8 protein-coding genes and 2 pseudogenes are annotated in these 19,187 nt (G+C 40.3%); 7 read left to right on the forward strand and 3 right to left on the reverse strand.

All coding sequences use genetic code 11. The annotated features are described in order from the left end of the window. The first annotated feature begins 6 nt into the window (after positions 1 to 6). The 4 genes and pseudogenes from KSX81_RS23190 to KSX81_RS23205 all read left to right on the forward strand — a co-directional run bounded on the left by KSX81_RS23190 (position 7) and on the right by KSX81_RS23205 (position 5,600). A complete protein-coding gene (locus KSX81_RS23190) occupies positions 7 to 2,175 on the forward strand; it encodes a hypothetical protein (protein ID WP_004318363.1) in 2,169 nt (722 codons plus the stop codon). 11 nt (positions 2,176 to 2,186) lie between these two features. Then, positions 2,187 to 3,077: an endonuclease/exonuclease/phosphatase family protein gene (locus tag KSX81_RS23195; RefSeq protein ID WP_217725978.1), complete on the forward strand. Its 891-nt coding sequence runs from the start codon at positions 2,187 to 2,189 to the stop codon at positions 3,075 to 3,077. Positions 3,078 to 3,175: 98 nt separating this feature from the next. After that, positions 3,176 to 4,756, forward strand: a complete 1,581-nt coding sequence (locus tag KSX81_RS23200; RefSeq protein ID WP_004318359.1) for a beta-N-acetylhexosaminidase — start codon at positions 3,176 to 3,178, stop codon at positions 4,754 to 4,756. A gap of 134 nt (positions 4,757 to 4,890) precedes the next feature. After that, positions 4,891 to 5,600: pseudogene (locus tag KSX81_RS23205) on the forward strand (hypothetical protein). Between the two features lie 455 nt (positions 5,601 to 6,055). Here the strand turns inward: KSX81_RS23205 and KSX81_RS23210 are convergent. Then, the gene (locus KSX81_RS23210; RefSeq protein ID WP_044918095.1) at positions 6,056 to 6,586 is read right to left on the reverse strand and encodes a GNAT family N-acetyltransferase; all 531 of its coding nucleotides are present in this window, start codon (positions 6,584 to 6,586) and stop codon (positions 6,056 to 6,058) included. 115 nt (positions 6,587 to 6,701) lie between these two features. Further along, positions 6,702 to 9,135: pseudogene (locus KSX81_RS23215) on the reverse strand (ATP-binding protein). Between the two features lie 220 nt (positions 9,136 to 9,355). Here KSX81_RS23215 and KSX81_RS23220 point away from each other — a divergent pair. The 3 genes from KSX81_RS23220 to KSX81_RS23230 all read left to right on the forward strand — a co-directional run bounded on the left by KSX81_RS23220 (position 9,356) and on the right by KSX81_RS23230 (position 17,608). Continuing rightward, positions 9,356 to 12,055, forward strand: a complete 2,700-nt coding sequence (locus tag KSX81_RS23220) for a hypothetical protein (RefSeq protein WP_004318345.1) — start codon at positions 9,356 to 9,358, stop codon at positions 12,053 to 12,055. Between the two features lie 293 nt (positions 12,056 to 12,348). Continuing rightward, the gene (locus tag KSX81_RS23225) at positions 12,349 to 16,548 is read left to right on the forward strand and encodes a malectin domain-containing carbohydrate-binding protein (protein WP_217726016.1); all 4,200 of its coding nucleotides are present in this window, start codon (positions 12,349 to 12,351) and stop codon (positions 16,546 to 16,548) included. A gap of 214 nt (positions 16,549 to 16,762) precedes the next feature. Continuing rightward, positions 16,763 to 17,608: a helix-turn-helix domain-containing protein gene (locus KSX81_RS23230; protein WP_217724421.1), complete on the forward strand. Its 846-nt coding sequence runs from the start codon at positions 16,763 to 16,765 to the stop codon at positions 17,606 to 17,608. Here the strand turns inward: KSX81_RS23230 and KSX81_RS23235 are convergent. Further along, positions 17,605 to 19,107: an ATP-binding protein gene (locus tag KSX81_RS23235; protein ID WP_004318339.1), complete on the reverse strand. Its 1,503-nt coding sequence runs from the start codon at positions 19,105 to 19,107 to the stop codon at positions 17,605 to 17,607. The two genes, KSX81_RS23230 and KSX81_RS23235, sit on opposite strands and share 4 nt — an antisense overlap. Positions 19,108 to 19,187 lie beyond the last annotated feature (80 nt).

A 19,187-nucleotide genomic window follows, 5' to 3' on the forward strand; every position in this document is an offset into this window, starting at 1 on the left:
AAGATTATGAAAAACAAATTTTATCATATAAGTACATATTCGGTAATGAGATATTGGACCATTTTATGGATGGCTGTTTTATCTTTCTCATGCTCTGATTTTAATCCGATGGATTCCTATAGCCGTATTCCGCCGGATAGAAACACAGACATAGATGACGGAGATGAGGGTGACGGAGCAGGCGGGCTTTTTGAAAAAGGTTATGGAACAATGAACAAACCCTACCTCGTTATGGATGTGATACAGATTCAGAATATGAGTGAAGCCTTGGTGAAAGGAAAGATGATTTACTTTCAGTTGGGGGCTGATATTGATATGAAGTCTGTATCTAATTGGGAACCATTGAACTCAAACGGTGACTATTATATCTATTTTGATGGAAATAACCATATTATAAAGAATTTCACCTGTACAGACAAAGCGTATGCTAGTTTTTTTGGTATTTTGGCCGGGACTTGTAAAAATGTCGGTTTCTATAATGCCCATGTAGAAGCAGCTACTAATAGTGGGGCAGGGGTTATCGGCGGTTATATCGGAGTGAAAGCTCCGAACGCTGTAGAGAAGACAGGGCAGGTGGAAAACTGTTACGTCTCCGGAAAAGTGAAAGGAAAGTATGCTGGTGGAATAGCTTCCCGTATGGGTAGACCGTATGGAGGACAGATTTGTTATATCAAAAACTGTTATTCTACAGCAGAGGTTATATCTACAGGAGATGAATGTGGAGGTATTGTAGGTTCTATGTATGAAAACAGCGAAGTGTCGTATTGCTACTCTACAGGTGTATTAATTGGTGCCAATTCAGTGGGTGGTATTGCTGCCCTTCCTTCCGAAGGAGCAAAAATAACTGCCTGTGTTGCCTGGAACTGGAAAATAACGGGACCCGCTGCCAAATCAGGACGTATTAGTGGAGTTTTGTCTCAAGGTGAAAGTGGGCATCAGGCGGATCCTGTCGCATCTGAATGTTATGCATGGGAGGATATGATTTGTACAGGATTTGCTCCGGAGGATAATGCAGGTTCCGTTTCGGCAGGAAAATATGATGGAGTAGGCGAAAGTGTCCTGACTTTGCAGAATAGAATTGCCAATTGGGGGACTCCATGGCATAATGTTGGGAATATAGATATGGGATTCCCTATTTTGGAGTGGCAACTGGATAGAGGAGATTATGCTAGTTATGGAGGACATGACAATGAACCAGAAGGTGATTTTGCTAGTGGAGACGGGACTCAAAATAATCCTTATGTGATTGCTAATACCACCCATATTCAGAACATGAGCAAAGTCCTTATTGGAAAACAAACGACCTACTTTGTTTTGAGTGCGGATATTGATATGCAGGGGATCAAGTGGACGCCTTTAAATGGAGATGGTCCGTACGAGAAATGGATAATTTTTGATGGACGCAATCATGTAATTAGAAATCTGACTTGTGACTCCGGTTCTTATCCCAGTTTCTTTGGCGTATTGTGTGGAGAATGTAAGAATGTAGGATTTGTCGATGCAAATATCTCATCTACTAACCAAGGTATCGGTATTATAGCCGGTTATGTAGGATTAAATAGCGGTGCGGTAGGATTCACAGGTAAAATCATTAACTGTTATACTACCGGAATACTGAAAGGGTCGGGAGCAGCAGGCGGAATTGGTGGTATCTTCGGCGGTAATGGACGTATTGAGAACTGCTATACCACTGCTACTATTATTGATCAGATAAATGCTGATAACGGCAAAGCAGGTGGAATTATCGGAAGGTTCCATGCTGGCAACACGACTTCATATATTGAAAATTGTTATGTAAGTGGTGACATCAGTGCTACTAAAGGCGGCTGGGTTGGAGGTATAGTCGGTAATATGGATAGCGGAACACTAAATATCAAGAATTGTGTGGCATGGAGTAATACCTTGTTAAACAATTCAAACCAGGCAAAAATAGGACGTATAGTGGGAGGACATAACAATAATGTTACTGCTGAAAACTGCTATGCTTATGACGGTATGATTCTGAAAGCAGGAGAAACTATATTTACCGTATCAGATGAGACATCACCGTCCGGTAGTAGTTTTCAGGGAGTAGCTAAATCTGCTAACGAGCTGAAAAACACTGTCACAAACTGGGATTCTTCTCTTTGGAAAGAAGGAGGCAACGGCTATCCGGTATTTAAATGGAGTAAATAAATTGATATTTAATGATTTGTAATATGAAGTGTTCTATAAATAAGAAATATTATTTTCTACTTTTGATTTTATTTTTTGCCGGAGGTCTTCCGGCAAAATCTTTCAACTTAGACAAAACGAAACCAGAAGATATTATTCGCCTTGCATCTTATAACATCCGTACCAAAGGAGACAAGGGGGATAAGGCTTGGGAAGTCCGTCTGAACGCATTGGTAGATGTTGTGCGACGGAATAAATTCGATATGTTTGCCATACAGGAAGGGCGTATCTCTCAATTAAAGGATATGATGATTCTGAACGAATATTCTTATATCGGTCGTGACCGTGACGGGGATAATAAAGGAGAACATTGTGCCATTTACTATAAAAAAGATCGCTTTAAGGTGTTGAAACATGGTGATTTCTGGTATTCGGAAACTCCGGATATACCTTCTTATGGTTGGGGAGCACGCTGTCGTCGGATTTGCACTTGGGGATATTTTAAAGACCTCCGGACTGGGAAGAAATTCTATGTGTTTAATTCGCATACGGATCATGAAGCAACAGAAGCAAGACGACAATCTTCGTTCATGTTGTTGGAACAGGTAAGGAAAATCGCAAAAGGTAGACCAACCTTTTGCACCGGTGATTTTAATGCCACTCCGGACGAAGAACCGATACAACTTCTCCTGAAAGATAGTTTATTACAGGATTCGTATGAATGTACTCTGACGCCTCCTAAAGGACCGTCCGGTAGTTTTTATGCCTATGACAAAACTGGAAAAACAGCTAAGCGCATAGATTTTATTTTTGTGACTCCAAAAATAAAAATACTTTCTTATCACACCATTGATGATGATATAAAGTATAATAAGTACTCTTCAGATCATTTTCCTGTAATGGTGGAAGGACTATTGAAATAAGAGAAAGATAATACACCCAATAAAATTTGTCGTCTTTTTCTGATAATTAAAAAAGAATTTACAACAACGAATAAATGGAAAAATATTTATTAAGTATTATGAAAAATAAGTTTCTGAATGTGGCTTTATTTCTGCTTTTGATGATACCTTGTTGTATCTATGCACAAGATAATCTTTCTGCATTGATTCCGATGCCCAATAAGGTCACATCAGATTCAGACATGGTGTTGGTGTTAGAGAATCAAGTCAATTGTTATATTGAGACTGATAGTTTGGAGTTTGAGTTGAATACGCTTTCTTCTATTTTTAATAAGAGATTCGGAATCAATGTGAAACGTTCTACAGAGAGCTCAAAATCAGTAGTACAGCTATTGATTGATAAATCTTTAAAAACAAAAGAGCATTATCAATTGAGTGTAAATGAAAAGAGATTGGTAATTAAAGGAGCTACTTCTGCTGCTGTATTTTATGGATTGATGACTTTGGATCAGATTTTGGCGGGTGATATTTGTGCTACAAAACAAAAAACAATAGCATCTGTTGAAATTGATGATTGTCCGAGGTTTGATTATCGTGCATTGATGCTTGACCCGGCACGTAACTTTTTACCTATTGATGATATTAAATTCTATATTGACCAAATGGTTAAATACAAATTTAATGTATTACAACTTCATCTGACAGATGATCACGGTTGGAGTATTTGGATTGAAAGTCATCCTAGTCTGGCAGGTGCAAGATTCTATACCAAAAAGGATATTCAGGAATTGGTAGATTATGCAGCTATGCGTCATGTACAAGTGATTCCAGAAGTAGATATGCCGGGACATACGGTTTTTTTATTGTCAAAATATCCAAATTTGGCTTGTATTCATCAGCGTCAAACTGAAAAAATTATAGGTAAGACAGGTCACATGATGCTTTGTGCCGGTAACGAGGAGGTTTATGCTGTGATGGATGATATAATTGGAGAAGTTGCTAAGATGTTTAAATCTCCGTTAATTCATTTAGGAGGTGATGAGGCTGATATACCTAAGAATTGGGCACAGTGTGATTTGTGTCGTACTTTGATGGAAAAGAGAAAATATACCAAGCCTTCTCAGTTGATGATTCCTTTTTTTGAAAATATTTTAGGATCTGTTCGCAAATATGGAAAGAAACCAATATTGTGGCTTGAATTGAACAATGTGTATCCGCCTGCTGACGATTATCTATTCCCATATCCTCAAGATGTAACGTTAGTCAATTGGCGTGAAGGTATGACTCCAACAGGGCTGGATTTTTCTGCCAAGAAAGGACACAATGTAATTATGGCCCCTAGCGAATATACATATTTTGATTATCCACAATATAAGGGAGAATTACCGGAATATAATAATTGGGGGATGCCTATTACCACATTAGAACGTGCATATAAATTAGATCCTGGATATGGTCGTCCTTTGGAGGCACAGAAGCATATTTGGGGAGTAATGGGACCATTATGGGGGGAAGCCATTATCGATATAAATCGTGCTACATACATGACATATCCACGTGCTTTTGCACTGGCAGAAGCAGGTTGGACACAAATGGACAATCGTGGTTGGGAATCCTTTAAGAAACGCGTTCTTCCTAATATCACTGAACTAATGAAAACGGGTGTTTCAGTTCGGGTACCTTTTGAGATTACAAGATAACCTTGTCAAAGGTGCGTTGCTATTTTCAAAATATCGTGCAAATGAAAAAGCCGGTGAAGTGATATGATTGACTCCTTGTAATTGTATTGGAGAAAATAAAAAAGATTTTTAATTTGATAAAGTAAAACGATTATATGAAAAAGATATTACTCTCATTTTTTATTGGTATTATGTTGATTGCCTGTAGTCAGAAAACTGTTTCTGTTCGTGAAGTTTGGACAAAAGAGCAGGCTAATGAGTGGTATAAGCAATGGGGATGGCTTCGTGGGTGTGATTTTATTCCGAGCACGGCAATCAACCAAATGGAGATGTAGCAGGCAGATACTTTTGATCCGGTTACTATTGATCGTGAACTGGGTTGGGCGGAAGAAATAGGTATGAACTGTATGCGCGTATATTTGCATCACCTGATTTGGGAAACAGATAAAGAAGGATTTCGTCACAACCTCTGTCGGCCGGAGTTTGGGATATGAGCCTGACTAATCTGAATAAATTCCAATTGGAAAATTCGGATGTGATAACATATCACACGTATGAAGGTTTGGATTCGCATCAGTAACTCATTGATACATTGAAGCAATACGGTCGTCCGATGATTTGTACGGAATATATGGCGCGTACCCAAAATAGCACTTTCCAAGATATTATGCCAATGCTGAAGAAAGAGAATATCGGTGCAATAAACTGGGGACTTGTAGCCGGAAAAACAAATACGATCTATGCATGGGACACTCCATTACTTGATGTTTCTGAACCTCTATTGTGGTTCCACGATATATTCCGTAGTGATGGGACCCCTTATTCGGCAGAAGAAGTGGAATGTATTCGTTCATTAACTAAATAATTCCCATTAAGATCGGTTCTTTTACGCTCGATATCCAAAGGAATAAACTATAAAAAAGAATCAAATTGTAAAGGTCGTTCATTACTATAAATGTGTAGATATATTTGTGTTTGTCTCGTTGATACCATTACTACCTTTACGTTATTTTCTTTTTCTTATACAAGACATTAATAAACTCATGAGACGTTTATAATAAAATGGGGAACAGTTTATTATAAACGGGTCTTACATTTATAATAAACGATATTTTGGGTAATTCACTAATAAAACGCGAATATATTAAACAAAACGGGGTGAAATCTATGCAGATTTCACCCCGTTTCTATTCTTTCAGAAACATATTTATGTTTCTGAAAAATCTCTTTATGTCTTTATTTTTGTATATATCATATCTGTTGTCAGCTAATTGGTATATTGCAAATATACGAAATTAAAAGAGGAAAGTCAATAGCTTTTTAAAATTTGATGTGATACAATACATGTCTGCACAACGGATGTTCACCAGGGACAAGCGGATGATCGAATTCCCTCATTCGTTCCATTCCTATTTTCTGCATTACACGTTCTGACCGTTGGTTGAGAAGGGAAGTAAAAGAAAAGAGTTCTTTTATATCTGTTTTATTGCGCGTATACTCCAAACATGCATTTGCAGCTTCAGGAGCATAACCCTGTCCCCAATATTCGTATGCTAACCGCCAGCCTATTTCTATGCCTGGAGCAAAGTCTACATCAAATGTAATCTGATGTAGTCCGGTATAGCCCATATAAGTATGATCTTCTTTTCGTTCTACGGCATACAAACCAAAGCCACAAGTTTGGAATTCATTTTGAATACGCTGATAAAAGGCAAATGATTCTTCCGATGACAATGAATTAAGAAAAAACTCCATCACATTCGGATCGGCATTCATACGGGCAAAAAACGGGATGTCTTCTTCTCTCCAGTCTCGGAGAATCAGACGGGGTGTTTCTATATACTTTTGCATAACTATGATAATAATAGAATGCAAAGGTACAATTCTTTTTTCCTTATTGGAAGTTATTCGTTATTATAAGTATTAACCATCATTCATCGAATATCCCCTTCCACATATAATCAGTCTAGTCAGCAGCGTGGTACGGATGTGTAAACCAGAAGCAGGAACCTACTCCTTCGGTCGAATCCACGCCTATTTCTCCTCCCATTTGGGAAACAATGCTCTTGCAGATAGAAAGTCCGAGTCCTGTACCCTGAACAAAAGTATTCAGCTTCACAAAACGTTCAAATACGCTCTTTTGCTTTTCTTCCGGTATTCCCATTCCGGTGTCGCGCACATAGAATTTTATTTTCTGATGGGATACTTGTTCATATCCCAGGGTGATACTGCCTTGTTGGGTGAACTTTAACGCGTTATTTATAAAGTTACTGATTACTTGGGTGAATCTGTTTTTATCCATGTAGATATAACATTCCGGGAATAATTCCCCAAAAATCAGTTCAACACCTTTACTCACTTTCATACCCATTGATTTGATAATTTCAGAACAAGTCTCATTAACATCTACATTGGTATATACAAAATTGAATGTTCCCGCTTCAATTTTCGAAAGATCGAGAATGTCCGAGATCAGTTGCAAAAGAAGTTCATTATTCTCTTGCACAATCTTAATGTATTCCTGCCGTTCGCTTCTGCTGTCCGTTTCTGCCAGAAGACTGGAGAAACCGACAATAGCATTAAGAGGAGTACGAATTTCATGACTCATATTGGCTAAGAAAGCCGACTTCAGACGGTCCAGTTCTTCTGCTTTATCGCGGGCTATAATCAATTTCTGTTCAGTTTCTTTTAAAGGCGTGATGTCATAATTGATACACAGCATGTCAATAATGCCATCTTGCGGACGATAATCTCTGACCATTACGTTAATACTGGTCCATGTATATTTACCATTCTCCCTACAGACGCGAACTTCTTTACGTAAACTGCTCGCTTTTCCTTCTTTCACTTCGCGCACAAAATTTTTCAGGACAGCTTGATCTTCAGGGACCACATGAGCGTATACCCCAATAACCTGTGGCATGGGAATCCCTTCTTTTTCTCCCAAATTCCTGTACCATGTATCTTGGGCATACCCGTCTCTTGTCAATACATTGAAATGAGCAAATCCTACCTTGGCATAATCACCGATTAGAAGAAACAGATTCTCAAACTCCTGTATCTTGGTGTATGCATTGGTCGTTTCCGTCGTATCTATATTGATAAACAGATAGTTGATAAATCGATTTTGAGAATCATAGAGAGCAGTAACTTTAGTGGTAAGATTAATAATCCCATTTCTCCGACTATCTACATATTGATTTATTTTTGAGAAATCATAATTGATGGAGAAGTTTACATCTTCTTTCGCTCTCAATCTCTCTTTAACCTCTAAAGGAATATTGGGATTGTCGAACAGATTAACTCCCAATGCCTCATGCTTGTCAGACAAGCCGAATATTTCAAGCTCTTTATCATTAATGTCTACCAAATAACCGTCTTTGTCGTAAAGTTCGACGCCTGCCGGAAGATTCTTATAGATGTTTCTCAATATCTTCTCGCTGTTGTCCAAAGCAAGACGATCTTCTTTGGCTTGTAACTCCGACTTTCGCAATTCGATGCAAATACTGATAATATTAGCAAGAGAGGAAAAGCATTGATAATCCACATTGCTCCAGCTACGCTGCGTTCTTACCATATCAATTCCCATATAGCCCCATACCTCTTCTTTAGAGATTAGCGGAACTACCATCAGCGACTTGATATCCTGCATCTCCAACGTCTGACGATATTCCGCAGCTTCTTCGGGCATGTCGTCCAGCGTGTTCAGTATGATAGCCCTTCTTTCGGCTATCTGATGGTTCCACCAGGTAGAAGGGTCCCAGGGAATATTACTCAAGAACTCCTGTTCCTTGGATATTCCTTCGGCGGTAACCTCATAAGTGCAATCCTGGCGTTGTTCTTTTCTGTTTATTTCGAATATATAGATACGATCACCCAAAAATTGGTGAAGGAGATCTCCTAACGTCTTGTTAACCACTTGAGTAACATCATCACATTGCAGAAAAGCAAGCAATGAATATGAAATATTAGTTTGTTGATAAAGCAAATTGCTCACTTGAAAGAAATCAATGTTTCCATTCGTAGTATCGATCGGTCTGTCAATATATTGCAGAAGGCCCGTCATGTTCCTATATCCCTCTTCATCGGGCTTTTGGAAATTAATCTTGGAGTACACCCATATTTCCCCCGTCTTTTGCCCGGATTGGGAACATTTGTTCGTATGTCTCCAGATAAGAAAGAGACATATATTCATTTTTAAGACGCAGTCGGTGGTCTTCACGTATTCTTTGGTGGAATTCGGTGAAACTGATGCGGTTACTTTCAAGGCCGAGTAAGTCAACAATAAAGTCAGAGCAGATATATTCTTTATTCTTCAAATCTGACTCCCACCATCCCATTTTGGCCATCTGTGCTATCTGAACGTATTTTTCATAGTCATAATTTGTTTGTTCTTTCATATTGTTTGCTCTTGTTTTCTGTTTTTATATTATAAGACACTAGCCTACAAAGATAAGCATAACTTTTAAATAATGAGGCATTTGCATATCACAGCAGGATGAAAGTGGAAATTTGGTGCTGAAAAGTGGAAAAAGAGATGAATGAGTACAAACAGGGGATTATTTCGTCTTTCTCTTAGTGAAGAAATGAATTATATAATCTATAATATATATCAGAAGAATGAAAAATACCAGATTATTCATGTTTGCGGCATGCACACTTTTTTTGGCAGCGTGTGGCAGGCAAACCGTGAAGATTATGACTCCGCCGGATGCGTCAAATCGTGTTCTGTTTGGTGCGGAGCAGTTACAGACTACCTTGGATAAAGCCGGTTATCAGGTAATGATGCAACAGGGAGACACGACATTCTCCGATCCCGAAATCAAAACGATTCTCTTGACGGAAGTAAATGACACGACGCTCAAGAAAGAAGGCTTTCATATTTCGACGACGGGCAATCTGACCAGAGTGTCCGGCAGGGATGGGAGTGGTGTCATTTACGGATGCCGTGAACTGATTGACCGTGTGAATGATTCGGATGGTAAGTTGAACTTCCCGGAGGAACTGAAAGACGGTCCTGAAATGGTATTACGCGGTGCATGTGTAGGGTTACAGAAGATGACCTACCTGCCAGGACATGGCGTATACGAATATCCATATACTCCGGAAAGTTTCCCCTGGTTTTATGATAAAGAACAATGGATTAAATACTTGGATATGCTGGTTGCCAACCGCATGAATTCACTGTACCTTTGGAATGGACATCCGTTTGCCTCATTGGTGAAACTGGAAGATTATCCGTTTGCACTGGAAGTAGATGAAGAAACCTTCAAAATGAACGAAGAAATGTTCTCTTTCCTCACGGAAGAAGCAGACAAGCGCGGTATCTTTGTCATACAGATGTTTTATAATATCATTCTTTCCAAACCCTTTGCTGAACATTACGGACTGAAAACACAGGATCGTAACCGTCCTATTACTCCTCTGATTGCCGATTATACACGCAAGAGTATTGCCGCTTTCATTGAAAAATATCCCAATGTAGGATTACTGGTTTGTCTGGGTGAAGCGATGTGTACAGTGGAGGACGATGTGGAATGGTTTACCAAAACAATAATTCCGGGAGTGAAAGACGGATTACAGGCATTGGGACGTACGGATGAACCGCCTCTTTTGTTGCGTGCGCACGACACGGACTGCAAACTGGTGATGGACGCTGCCTTGCCGCTCTATAAGAATCTTTATACGATGCATAAGTACAATGGTGAATCGTTGACTACCTACGAACCTCGTGGGCCTTGGTCGAAAATTCATACGGATTTGAGTTCGTTGGGTTCCATTCATATCAGTAACGTACATATCCTGGCAAATTTGGAACCGTTCCGCTGGGGTTCTCCGGATTTCGTACAAAAGGCGGTCACTGCCATGCACAATGTACACGGTGCCAATGCGTTGCACCTTTATCCGCAGGCCTCATATTGGGACTGGCCTTATACGGCGGACAAATTACCAAACAATGAACGTGAATTCCAATTGGATCGCGATTGGATCTGGTATCAGACCTGGGGACGCTATGCGTGGAACTGCCATCGCGACCGTACAGATGAAATGGGTTACTGGGACCATCAGTTGGGCAAGTTCTACGGAACCTCTGACGAAAATGCAAGTAATATCCGTGTAGCATACGAAGAAAGCGGAGAGATTGCTCCGAAGTTGTTACGTCGTTTCGGTATTACAGAGGGAAATCGCCAAACGTTATTACTGGGTATGTTTATGAGTCAGCTTGTCAATCCGTACAAATATACGATCTATCCGGGATTCTATGAAAGTTGCGGACCGGAAGGAGAGAAGCTGATAGAGTATGTAGAAAAAGAATGGAAAAAGCAACCTCATGTAGGTGAAATGCCTTTGGATATTGTTGCTCAAGTAATAGAACATGGAGATAAAGCAGTAGCGGCTATTGATAAAGCAGCAGGTTCCGTCTCTTCAAATAAGGATGAATTTGCACGTTTGCAGAATGATATGCATTGTTATCGTGAATTTGCGTATGCGTTCAACCTGAAAGTGAAAGCTGCCAAACTGGTATTGGATTATCAATGGGGAAAAGAGATTAAGAATCTTGAAGAAGCTATTCCTTTGATGGAACAAAGCTTGGAACACTATCGCAAATTGGTGGAACTGACGGACGAACATTACTTGTATGCCAACAGTATGCAGACTGCCCAACGTCGTATTCCTATCGGTGGAGATGATGGAAAGAATAAGACTTGGAAAGAATTGCTGGTACACTATGAGAAGGAATTGGAAAATTTCAAAGCCAACCTCGCTTTGTTGAAAGAAAAACAGAATGGAAATGCGGTGACTGAAACTGTCGAGATTGCTGCCTGGACTCCTGCAAACGTGAAACTGATTTCTAATTATCCGACAGTGAAAGTGGATGAGGGTATTTCTTTATTTGTGGATGTTCCAGGTAAGATAGAAGCAGTAGCTCCGGAATTGAAAGGAATGAAGGCGCTCCGCTTTAATGGAAATGAGCAGAGAGAGAAAGGCACAAGCATCACTTTCGAAACGGATGCTCCGGTGAAATTATTAGTAGCCTATTTCAAAGACGACCAGAAAAAGTATGCAAAAGCTCCGAAACTGGAAATCGATGCGTCAGCCAATGATTACGGTCAGGCGGAACCTGTATTGACGAATGCTGTCCGTATCAATGGAATGCCTTTGGCAAATGTGCATGCATATAGTTTTCCGGCTGGAAAGCATACGTTGATGTTACCCAAAGGCTATCTGCAAGTGTTGGGATTCACGGCTGCGGAAACGAAAGTGCGTAATGCAGGGCTTGCCGGGGATGAAGAGACAATGGATTGGTTGTTTTACTAATGGGAATTTAGCAGTTAGGCTGAAAGCCTTACAATTATATATTTATTGGGGTGCCCTGAAAGGGCTTAATTATATAGCGTAGGGCAACGCCCTACGAAAAAAACACACCAGTCACAAGCCCTGAAAGGGCGGAACTGTATACAATTATGCCCTTTCAGGGCGCAAATTCAGATTGTCGTTTTTACGTAGGGCGTTGCCCTACGCTATATAATTAAGCCCTTTCAGGGCACTCCGCAAAATTATCATTTAGTGGTTATGCACTATTTAAGTATTAAACGATTAGAAAAAGTATCATGAAGAAGTTATTGCTGGCAGTTTTTAGTATAGCCACCACTTTCTCTCTATATGCGCAACGGGAAGTTCCGCAAGGACGAATGGAGCAGATTTACGAGGAAGTAAAGACACCATACAAGTACGGGCTCGCAGTTGCCCCGGCAGACAATTATCATAAGATTGATTGTCCTACCGTTTTTCGCCAGGGAGACAAGTGGCTGATGACTTATGTGGTTTACAACGGCAAAGGTGGAACCGATGGTCGTGGTTACGAAACGTGGATAGCAGAAAGTGATAATTTGCTCGAATGGCGCACTTTGGGACGGATTCTTTCTTATCGGGATGAAAAATGGGACTGCAATCAGCGTGGCGGATTTCCTGCATTGCCGGATATGGAATGGGGTGGAAGCTATGAGCTTCAGACTTATAAAGGTCGCCATTGGATGACTTATATCGGTGGTGAAGGAACGGGCTACGAAGCTGTAAAAGCTCCGCTTTATGTCGGACTGGCATGGACGAAAGGAGATATTTCTACGGCACATGAATGGGAATCTCTGGACAAACCGATTTTGAGCATCCATGATAAAGATGCCCAATGGTGGGAAAAACTGACTCAATATAAGAGTACCGTTTATTGGGATAAAGATAAAACATTGGGAGCTCCGTTTGTGATGTATTACAATGCGGGCGGGCGTCATCCGGAAACGGATTTAAAAGGCGAACGTGTCGGCATTGCGCTTTCCAAAGATATGAAAACATGGAAACGCTACTCCGGCAATCCGGTCTTCGCGCACGAAGCAGATGGAACCATTACAGGAGATGCGCATATCCAAAAGATGGGAGATGTGTATGTGATGTTCTATTTCTCTGCTTTTGAACCTTCGCGTAAATATAAAGCATTCAATACATTTGCCGCCAGCTATGATTTGGTGAACTGGACTGATTGGAAAGGGGCCGACCTGATTATCCCCTCCAAGAACTACGATGAACTGTTTGCTCATAAGAGCTATGTGGTGAAACATGACGGAGTGGTTTATCATTTCTATTGTGCAGTAAACAACGCAGAGCAACGTGGCATTGCCATTGCTACCAGTAAGCCAATGGGACGTTCGGCTGTCCGTTTCCCGGTTCCGGAGAGTAAGAATCGCCGGCAAATCACTACATTGAATGAGGGTTGGAAAACCTGGATTACAGAGGCAACTCATTTGAAAGGTAATTTTATGATGCCTGCCAAAACGGTGAATATTCCTCATAACTGGGATGATTATTATGGATACCGCCAGTTGACGCATGGAAACATGCATGGAACTGCTATGTATGTGAAAGATTTCACGGCAGAGATAAAATCCGGAAAACGATATTTCCTTCGTTTTGAAGGGGTGGGTACATACGCCACCATTACAGTGAACGGAAAGGACTTCGGACGCCACCCCATAGGGCGCACCACATTGACTTTGGATGTCACAGATGAATTAAAACAGGGAGTAAATCGCTTGGAAGTGAAAGCCGAGCATCCTGAAATGATCGCCGATATGCCTTGGGTATGCGGGGGATGTTCGTCGGAATGGGGATTCAGTGAGGGTTCCCAGCCGTTAGGAATCTTCCGTCCTGTGGTATTGGAAGTAACAGATGAGATTCGCATAGAACCTTTTGGTGTACATATTTGGAATGACGAAAAAGCTGCTAACGTATTTGTTGAAACAGAGATAAAAAATTATAGTAAAGCAACAGAAACGGTAGAGTTAGTCAATAAACTAAGCAATGCTGATGGAAAACAAGTTTTCCGTTTGGTTGAGAAAGTTACTTTAGCTCCGGGAGAAATGAAAGTGATCCGCCAACAGGCTCCTGTTGAGAATCCTGTCTTGTGGAATACGGAAAATCCATATCTCTATAAATTAGCCAGCATGATTAAGCGTGATACGAAGACGACAGATGAAATTTCGACACCCTTCGGTATTCGTACCATTAGCTGGCCGGTAAAACGAAACGATGGAGACGGACGTTTTTACCTGAATGGAAAGCCGGTGTTTATCAATGGAGTATGCGAGTATGAACATCAGTTCGGACAAAGTCATGCGTTCAGCAATGAACAGGTCGCTGCAAGGGTAAAACAGATACGCGCAGCCGGTTTCAATGCATTCCGGGATGCCCATCAGCCCCATCATCTCGATTATCAGAAGTATTGGGATGAAGAGGGAATCTTGTTTTGGACACAGTTTTCTGCCCACGTGTGGTATGACACTCCGGAGTTTCGTGAGAACTTTAAAAAATTGCTTCGTCAATGGGTGAAAGAACGTCGTAATTCTCCGTCAGTGGTGATGTGGGGATTGCAGAATGAAAGCACTTTGCCTCGTGAGTTCACACAGGAGTGCAGTGATATTATTCGGGAGATGGATCCGACTGCCAAGACAATGCGTGTCATAACAACCTGTAATGGTGGCGAGGGTACAGACTGGAATGTGATTCAAAATTGGAGTGGTACGTATGGAGGAGATGTGACGAAATACGGCCGTGAACTCTCTCAAGCGAATCAATTATTGAATGGGGAATATGGAGCGTGGAGAAGCATCGGTCTGCATACGGAACCAGGGGATTTTCAAGTGAACGGAGTGTGGAGTGAAGACCGCATGTGTCAGTTGATGGAAACTAAAATTCGTTTGGCAGAAAAGGCAAAAGATAGTGTTTGCGGACAATTCCAGTGGATATACAGCAGTCATGATAATCCCGGACGTCGTCAACCGGATGAAGCGTATCGCAAGATAGATAAAGTAGGTCCGTTCAATTATAAAGGATTGGTTACTCCATGGGAAGAACCGTTGGATGTATATTATATGTATCGTGCCAACTATGTTCCGGCTGCAAAAGATCCGATGGTTTACCTGGTATCACATACATGGGCCAACCGTTTTGAAAAAGGACGTCGCCGTGCCACTATCGAGGCTTACAGCAATTGTGATTCTGTATTGCTATATAATGATCTGACAAATGAAAAAGCAACCTTCCTCGGACGTAAAAAGAACAACGGAACAGGCACTCATTTTATGTGGGAAAACCGGGATATTCGTTATAACGTGCTTCGTGCTGTAGGATATTATAAAGGTAAACCGGTAGCAGAAGACCTGATCCTATTGAATGGTCTGGAGCAAGCCCCTAACTTCGAACTTCTTTATCAGGATGATAAAAAGATATTGAAAGGAGAGACAGGATATAATTATCTGTATCGTCTCAACTGTGGAGGGGATGATTATACAGATAGTTTCGGACAGCTCTGGTTGCAGGACAATACGAATTATTCCCGTTCATGGGCGGAGAATTTCAAGGATCTGAATCCTTATCTTGCCAGTCAACGTACCACCAATGATCCGATTCATGGCACTCGTGACTGGACGTTATTCCAACATTTCCGCTTCGGACGTCACCAACTGGAATATCGTTTCCCTGTGGCAGACGGAACATATCGTATTGAACTGTATTTCACAGAGCCTTGGCATGGTACGGGCGGAAGCGCTTCTACCGACTGTGAAGGACTGCGCATATTTGATGTTGCCGTGAATGATTCTGTTGTATTAGACGACTTGGATATTTGGGCTGAAAGCGGTCACGATGGAGTTTGTAAGAAAGTGGTATATGCCACAGTGAAAGGTGGAATGTTGAAAATTCATTTCCCGGAAGTGAAAGCAGGACAAGCCTTGATTTCAGGCATTGCTATTGCCAGCATAGATCAGGAACTGAAACCGACGGTATTCCCTGCATCCGGTTGGAGCTGGGAAAAGGCGGATAAAGAAGTGATGGAAAAGACTCCGAAAGAGTTGCTTCCGGAAGACAAAAATGCTCGTGTCAGTATATCATACGAAGCGGAAATGGCTGTACTGAAAGGCAAATTCCAAAAGAAAGAACATCGCAAACAGATCGGAGTGTTTTTTGGTAAAGGAAAAGGCAACAGCATTGAATGGAATGTTTCTACCGGATTGGCACAAGTGTACGCCCTTCGCTTTAAATATATGAATACTACCGGAAAGCCAATACCTGTCTTGATGAAATTCATTGATTCAAAAGGAGTAGTATTGAAAGAGGACGTATTGAACTTCCCGGAAACACCGGATAAATGGAAGATGATGAGCACCACTACCGGAACCTTTATCAATGCCGGACATTACAAAGTATTACTTTCGGCAGAAAATATGGACGGTCTGGCATTCGATGCATTGGATGTTCAATAAGTTTTTTAGAAAAACACACATATAAACAGAAAAATAGAAGCGGGACATTAAGAAGTTTGAATATACTTCCGGTGTCCTGCTTTTCATATTCTGATACTTTCTTATAAATAAAATATAGATGTTATTTTTTTAAGATTCGATGTTCTGATTTTAATTATTCGAGGGAGAAACTTCAAATAATCCCTATATTTGAAATCAAAAACAAAATAACACAATGGAGAGCGATTTACCTAATTTTGATTTGCCATCTGATTATATTGTTGGAGAAGGGTATGGGATAAATTTATTAAAAAGGTATAAAAACTTTCCTTGCAGGGTAAAAGCCGGTTTTTTCATTCTTTGTGTAAAAGGGATAATGCAAACGACAATCAATGGGAATCTTCAAAATATTGGTGAAAATGATTTGATAACCTTACCGCCCGGATATTTTATGGAAATTCTTGATTTTTCACCGGATATTCATATCTATTATGCCGGGTTCTCATCCGAATTCATAGAGGGTATAAATCTAATGAAGTCTACAGAACATCTTCTCCCTATAATTATGGAAAATCCGATAATAAGATTATCTCCATTGCAGGCTTGCAGTTATAAAATGTTCTATGAATCGTCAATTCTTTCGTATGCTTCTCCAAAAACATTGGCAAACAAGGAAATAGTAAAGGCGGTTCTTACCATGTTCCTTCAGGGAGCCACTGAAATTTATAAAATGCAAAATAACTTGTATTTATCTTCCCAGTCAAGAAAGTACGAGATTTATCAGGATTTTTTGCAATTGGTCATGAAATATTATACTATTCATCACGGAACCTCTTTTTATGCCGAACATCTAGGACTTAGCTTGCCGCATTTCTGTTCAACAATAAAAAAGGTTGCAGGAAACACTCCTTTGGAAGTCATAGCTTCCATCATTCTGATGGATGCCAAATCCCGGCTGAAGTCAACCAATGAACCGGTGAAGAATATTGCCTTATCTTTGGGATTTAATAATATCTCTTTCTTCAATAAGTTTTTTAAGCAACATACGGGTGTTACCCCACAGGAATACAGAGGACATTAAGCTTCCACCGGCTGTTTTTCGAGTGGTAATGTAACGGTAAAACGGCTGCCTCTTCCTACTTCTGATACAACAGAAATACTCCCTTGCAGATGTTCTACAATCGTTTTGCAGATAGAGAGTCCCAACCCCGTACCCTGCTTGAAAGTATTGACTTTATAGAAACGGTCGAATATTTCTTTCTGGCATTCTTGGGGAATACCTTCCCCCGTGTCCTCCACAAACAGACAAACTGAATCGTCATTTTCCGGATTAACCATAAAACCGAAATGAATATATCCTTCTTCTGTAAATTTCCGGGCATTATTTATGAAATTGCATATTACTTGTTTCAAGCGTGTAGCGTCAGTAGTTATGTAAATATCATCATCCGGCAAGATTGCTTTTATTTCGATTTCCGGCACATTTTTCACGACCTGCTCTTTCTCTATATCCTTCATTATGGATTTGAGGGAATAATTGGAATAAGTAAACTTGATAGTGTTTGATTCAATCTTGGACAAATCAAGTATATCGTCAATCAATCGTACTAAATGTTCGCTATTGATGCTGATTAGTCGCACGAAATCGGCACGTTCCTCTTCACTTAACTCATCATAAGTAGAACCTATAACATCAGAAAAGCCGACTATTGCATTCAGCGGCGTACGGATTTCATGACTCATATTGGCTAAAAATGCCATTTTAAGACGATCGCTTTCTTCTGCTTTTTTACGTGCCTCGATTAAGGTGTTTTCTATGTCTTTATATTCCTGAATACTCAAGCAGATTCCCACTAACCGATAGGGATGACCGGATATGTTTGCAATATAAGTTGACTGCCCTTCAAACCATTCCCAAGTACCATCCCCCCGGCGCAAACGGAATGGAACTGTTTTGTCAAAAGTTGTATTACCACTAAGTTGTACAACAAAGGCGTCAGCCATAGTTTGCCGATCGTCCGGATGAATCATATTCACATATTCCTCCATTGTCAAAGTATTATTCTCTCCGGCTGGAATACCTAAATGTTCAAAATAACGATCGTCAAGAGTAAATTCACTCCGGCTTATATCATAATACCATGGATAGATTCTGGTTCTTTGCAAAGCAGTATTCAGAATATATTCCTGTGTAAGTTCTACTGTAATATTGCGGAAAAAGAATAAGATGTTTTTTTCGCCCTCTTCATTTTCCATTGTAGCAAATTCTCCTCTTATCGGGAATTGTGTATAGTCAACTTGTTCCTGCATAAATGTATGTTCAGGCAGCGAGTATACTTTTTTGCCCTGACGGATTTCTTCCAAAATGGTCGAGAGTATATCTTCTTTCTTATTTAACAGCTTGAATATCTTGTTGGTCGGAAGAGGCATCATCGCATTGACTGACGAATGTACATGAAGTTCCGTAAGAGCTTGCTGATTCAGTTGTATGACTTCTCTATTTATATCCAATATGATAACTCCGTCAGGCAGGATATTAAGCAAATCATCATTGTAGAGTGTTTGTCCGTTCGCTTCCATATTTTGTTATTTTTCGTTCAATGTACAAGATAATAATTAAATTCATAACAAAGAAAGCCATTTTACTGAAGAAAACATTA

Origin of the sequence: Bacteroides sp. MSK.18.37 (genome assembly GCF_019129155.2) — a bacterium.
Classification (GTDB): domain Bacteria; phylum Bacteroidota; class Bacteroidia; order Bacteroidales; family Bacteroidaceae; genus Bacteroides; species Bacteroides ovatus.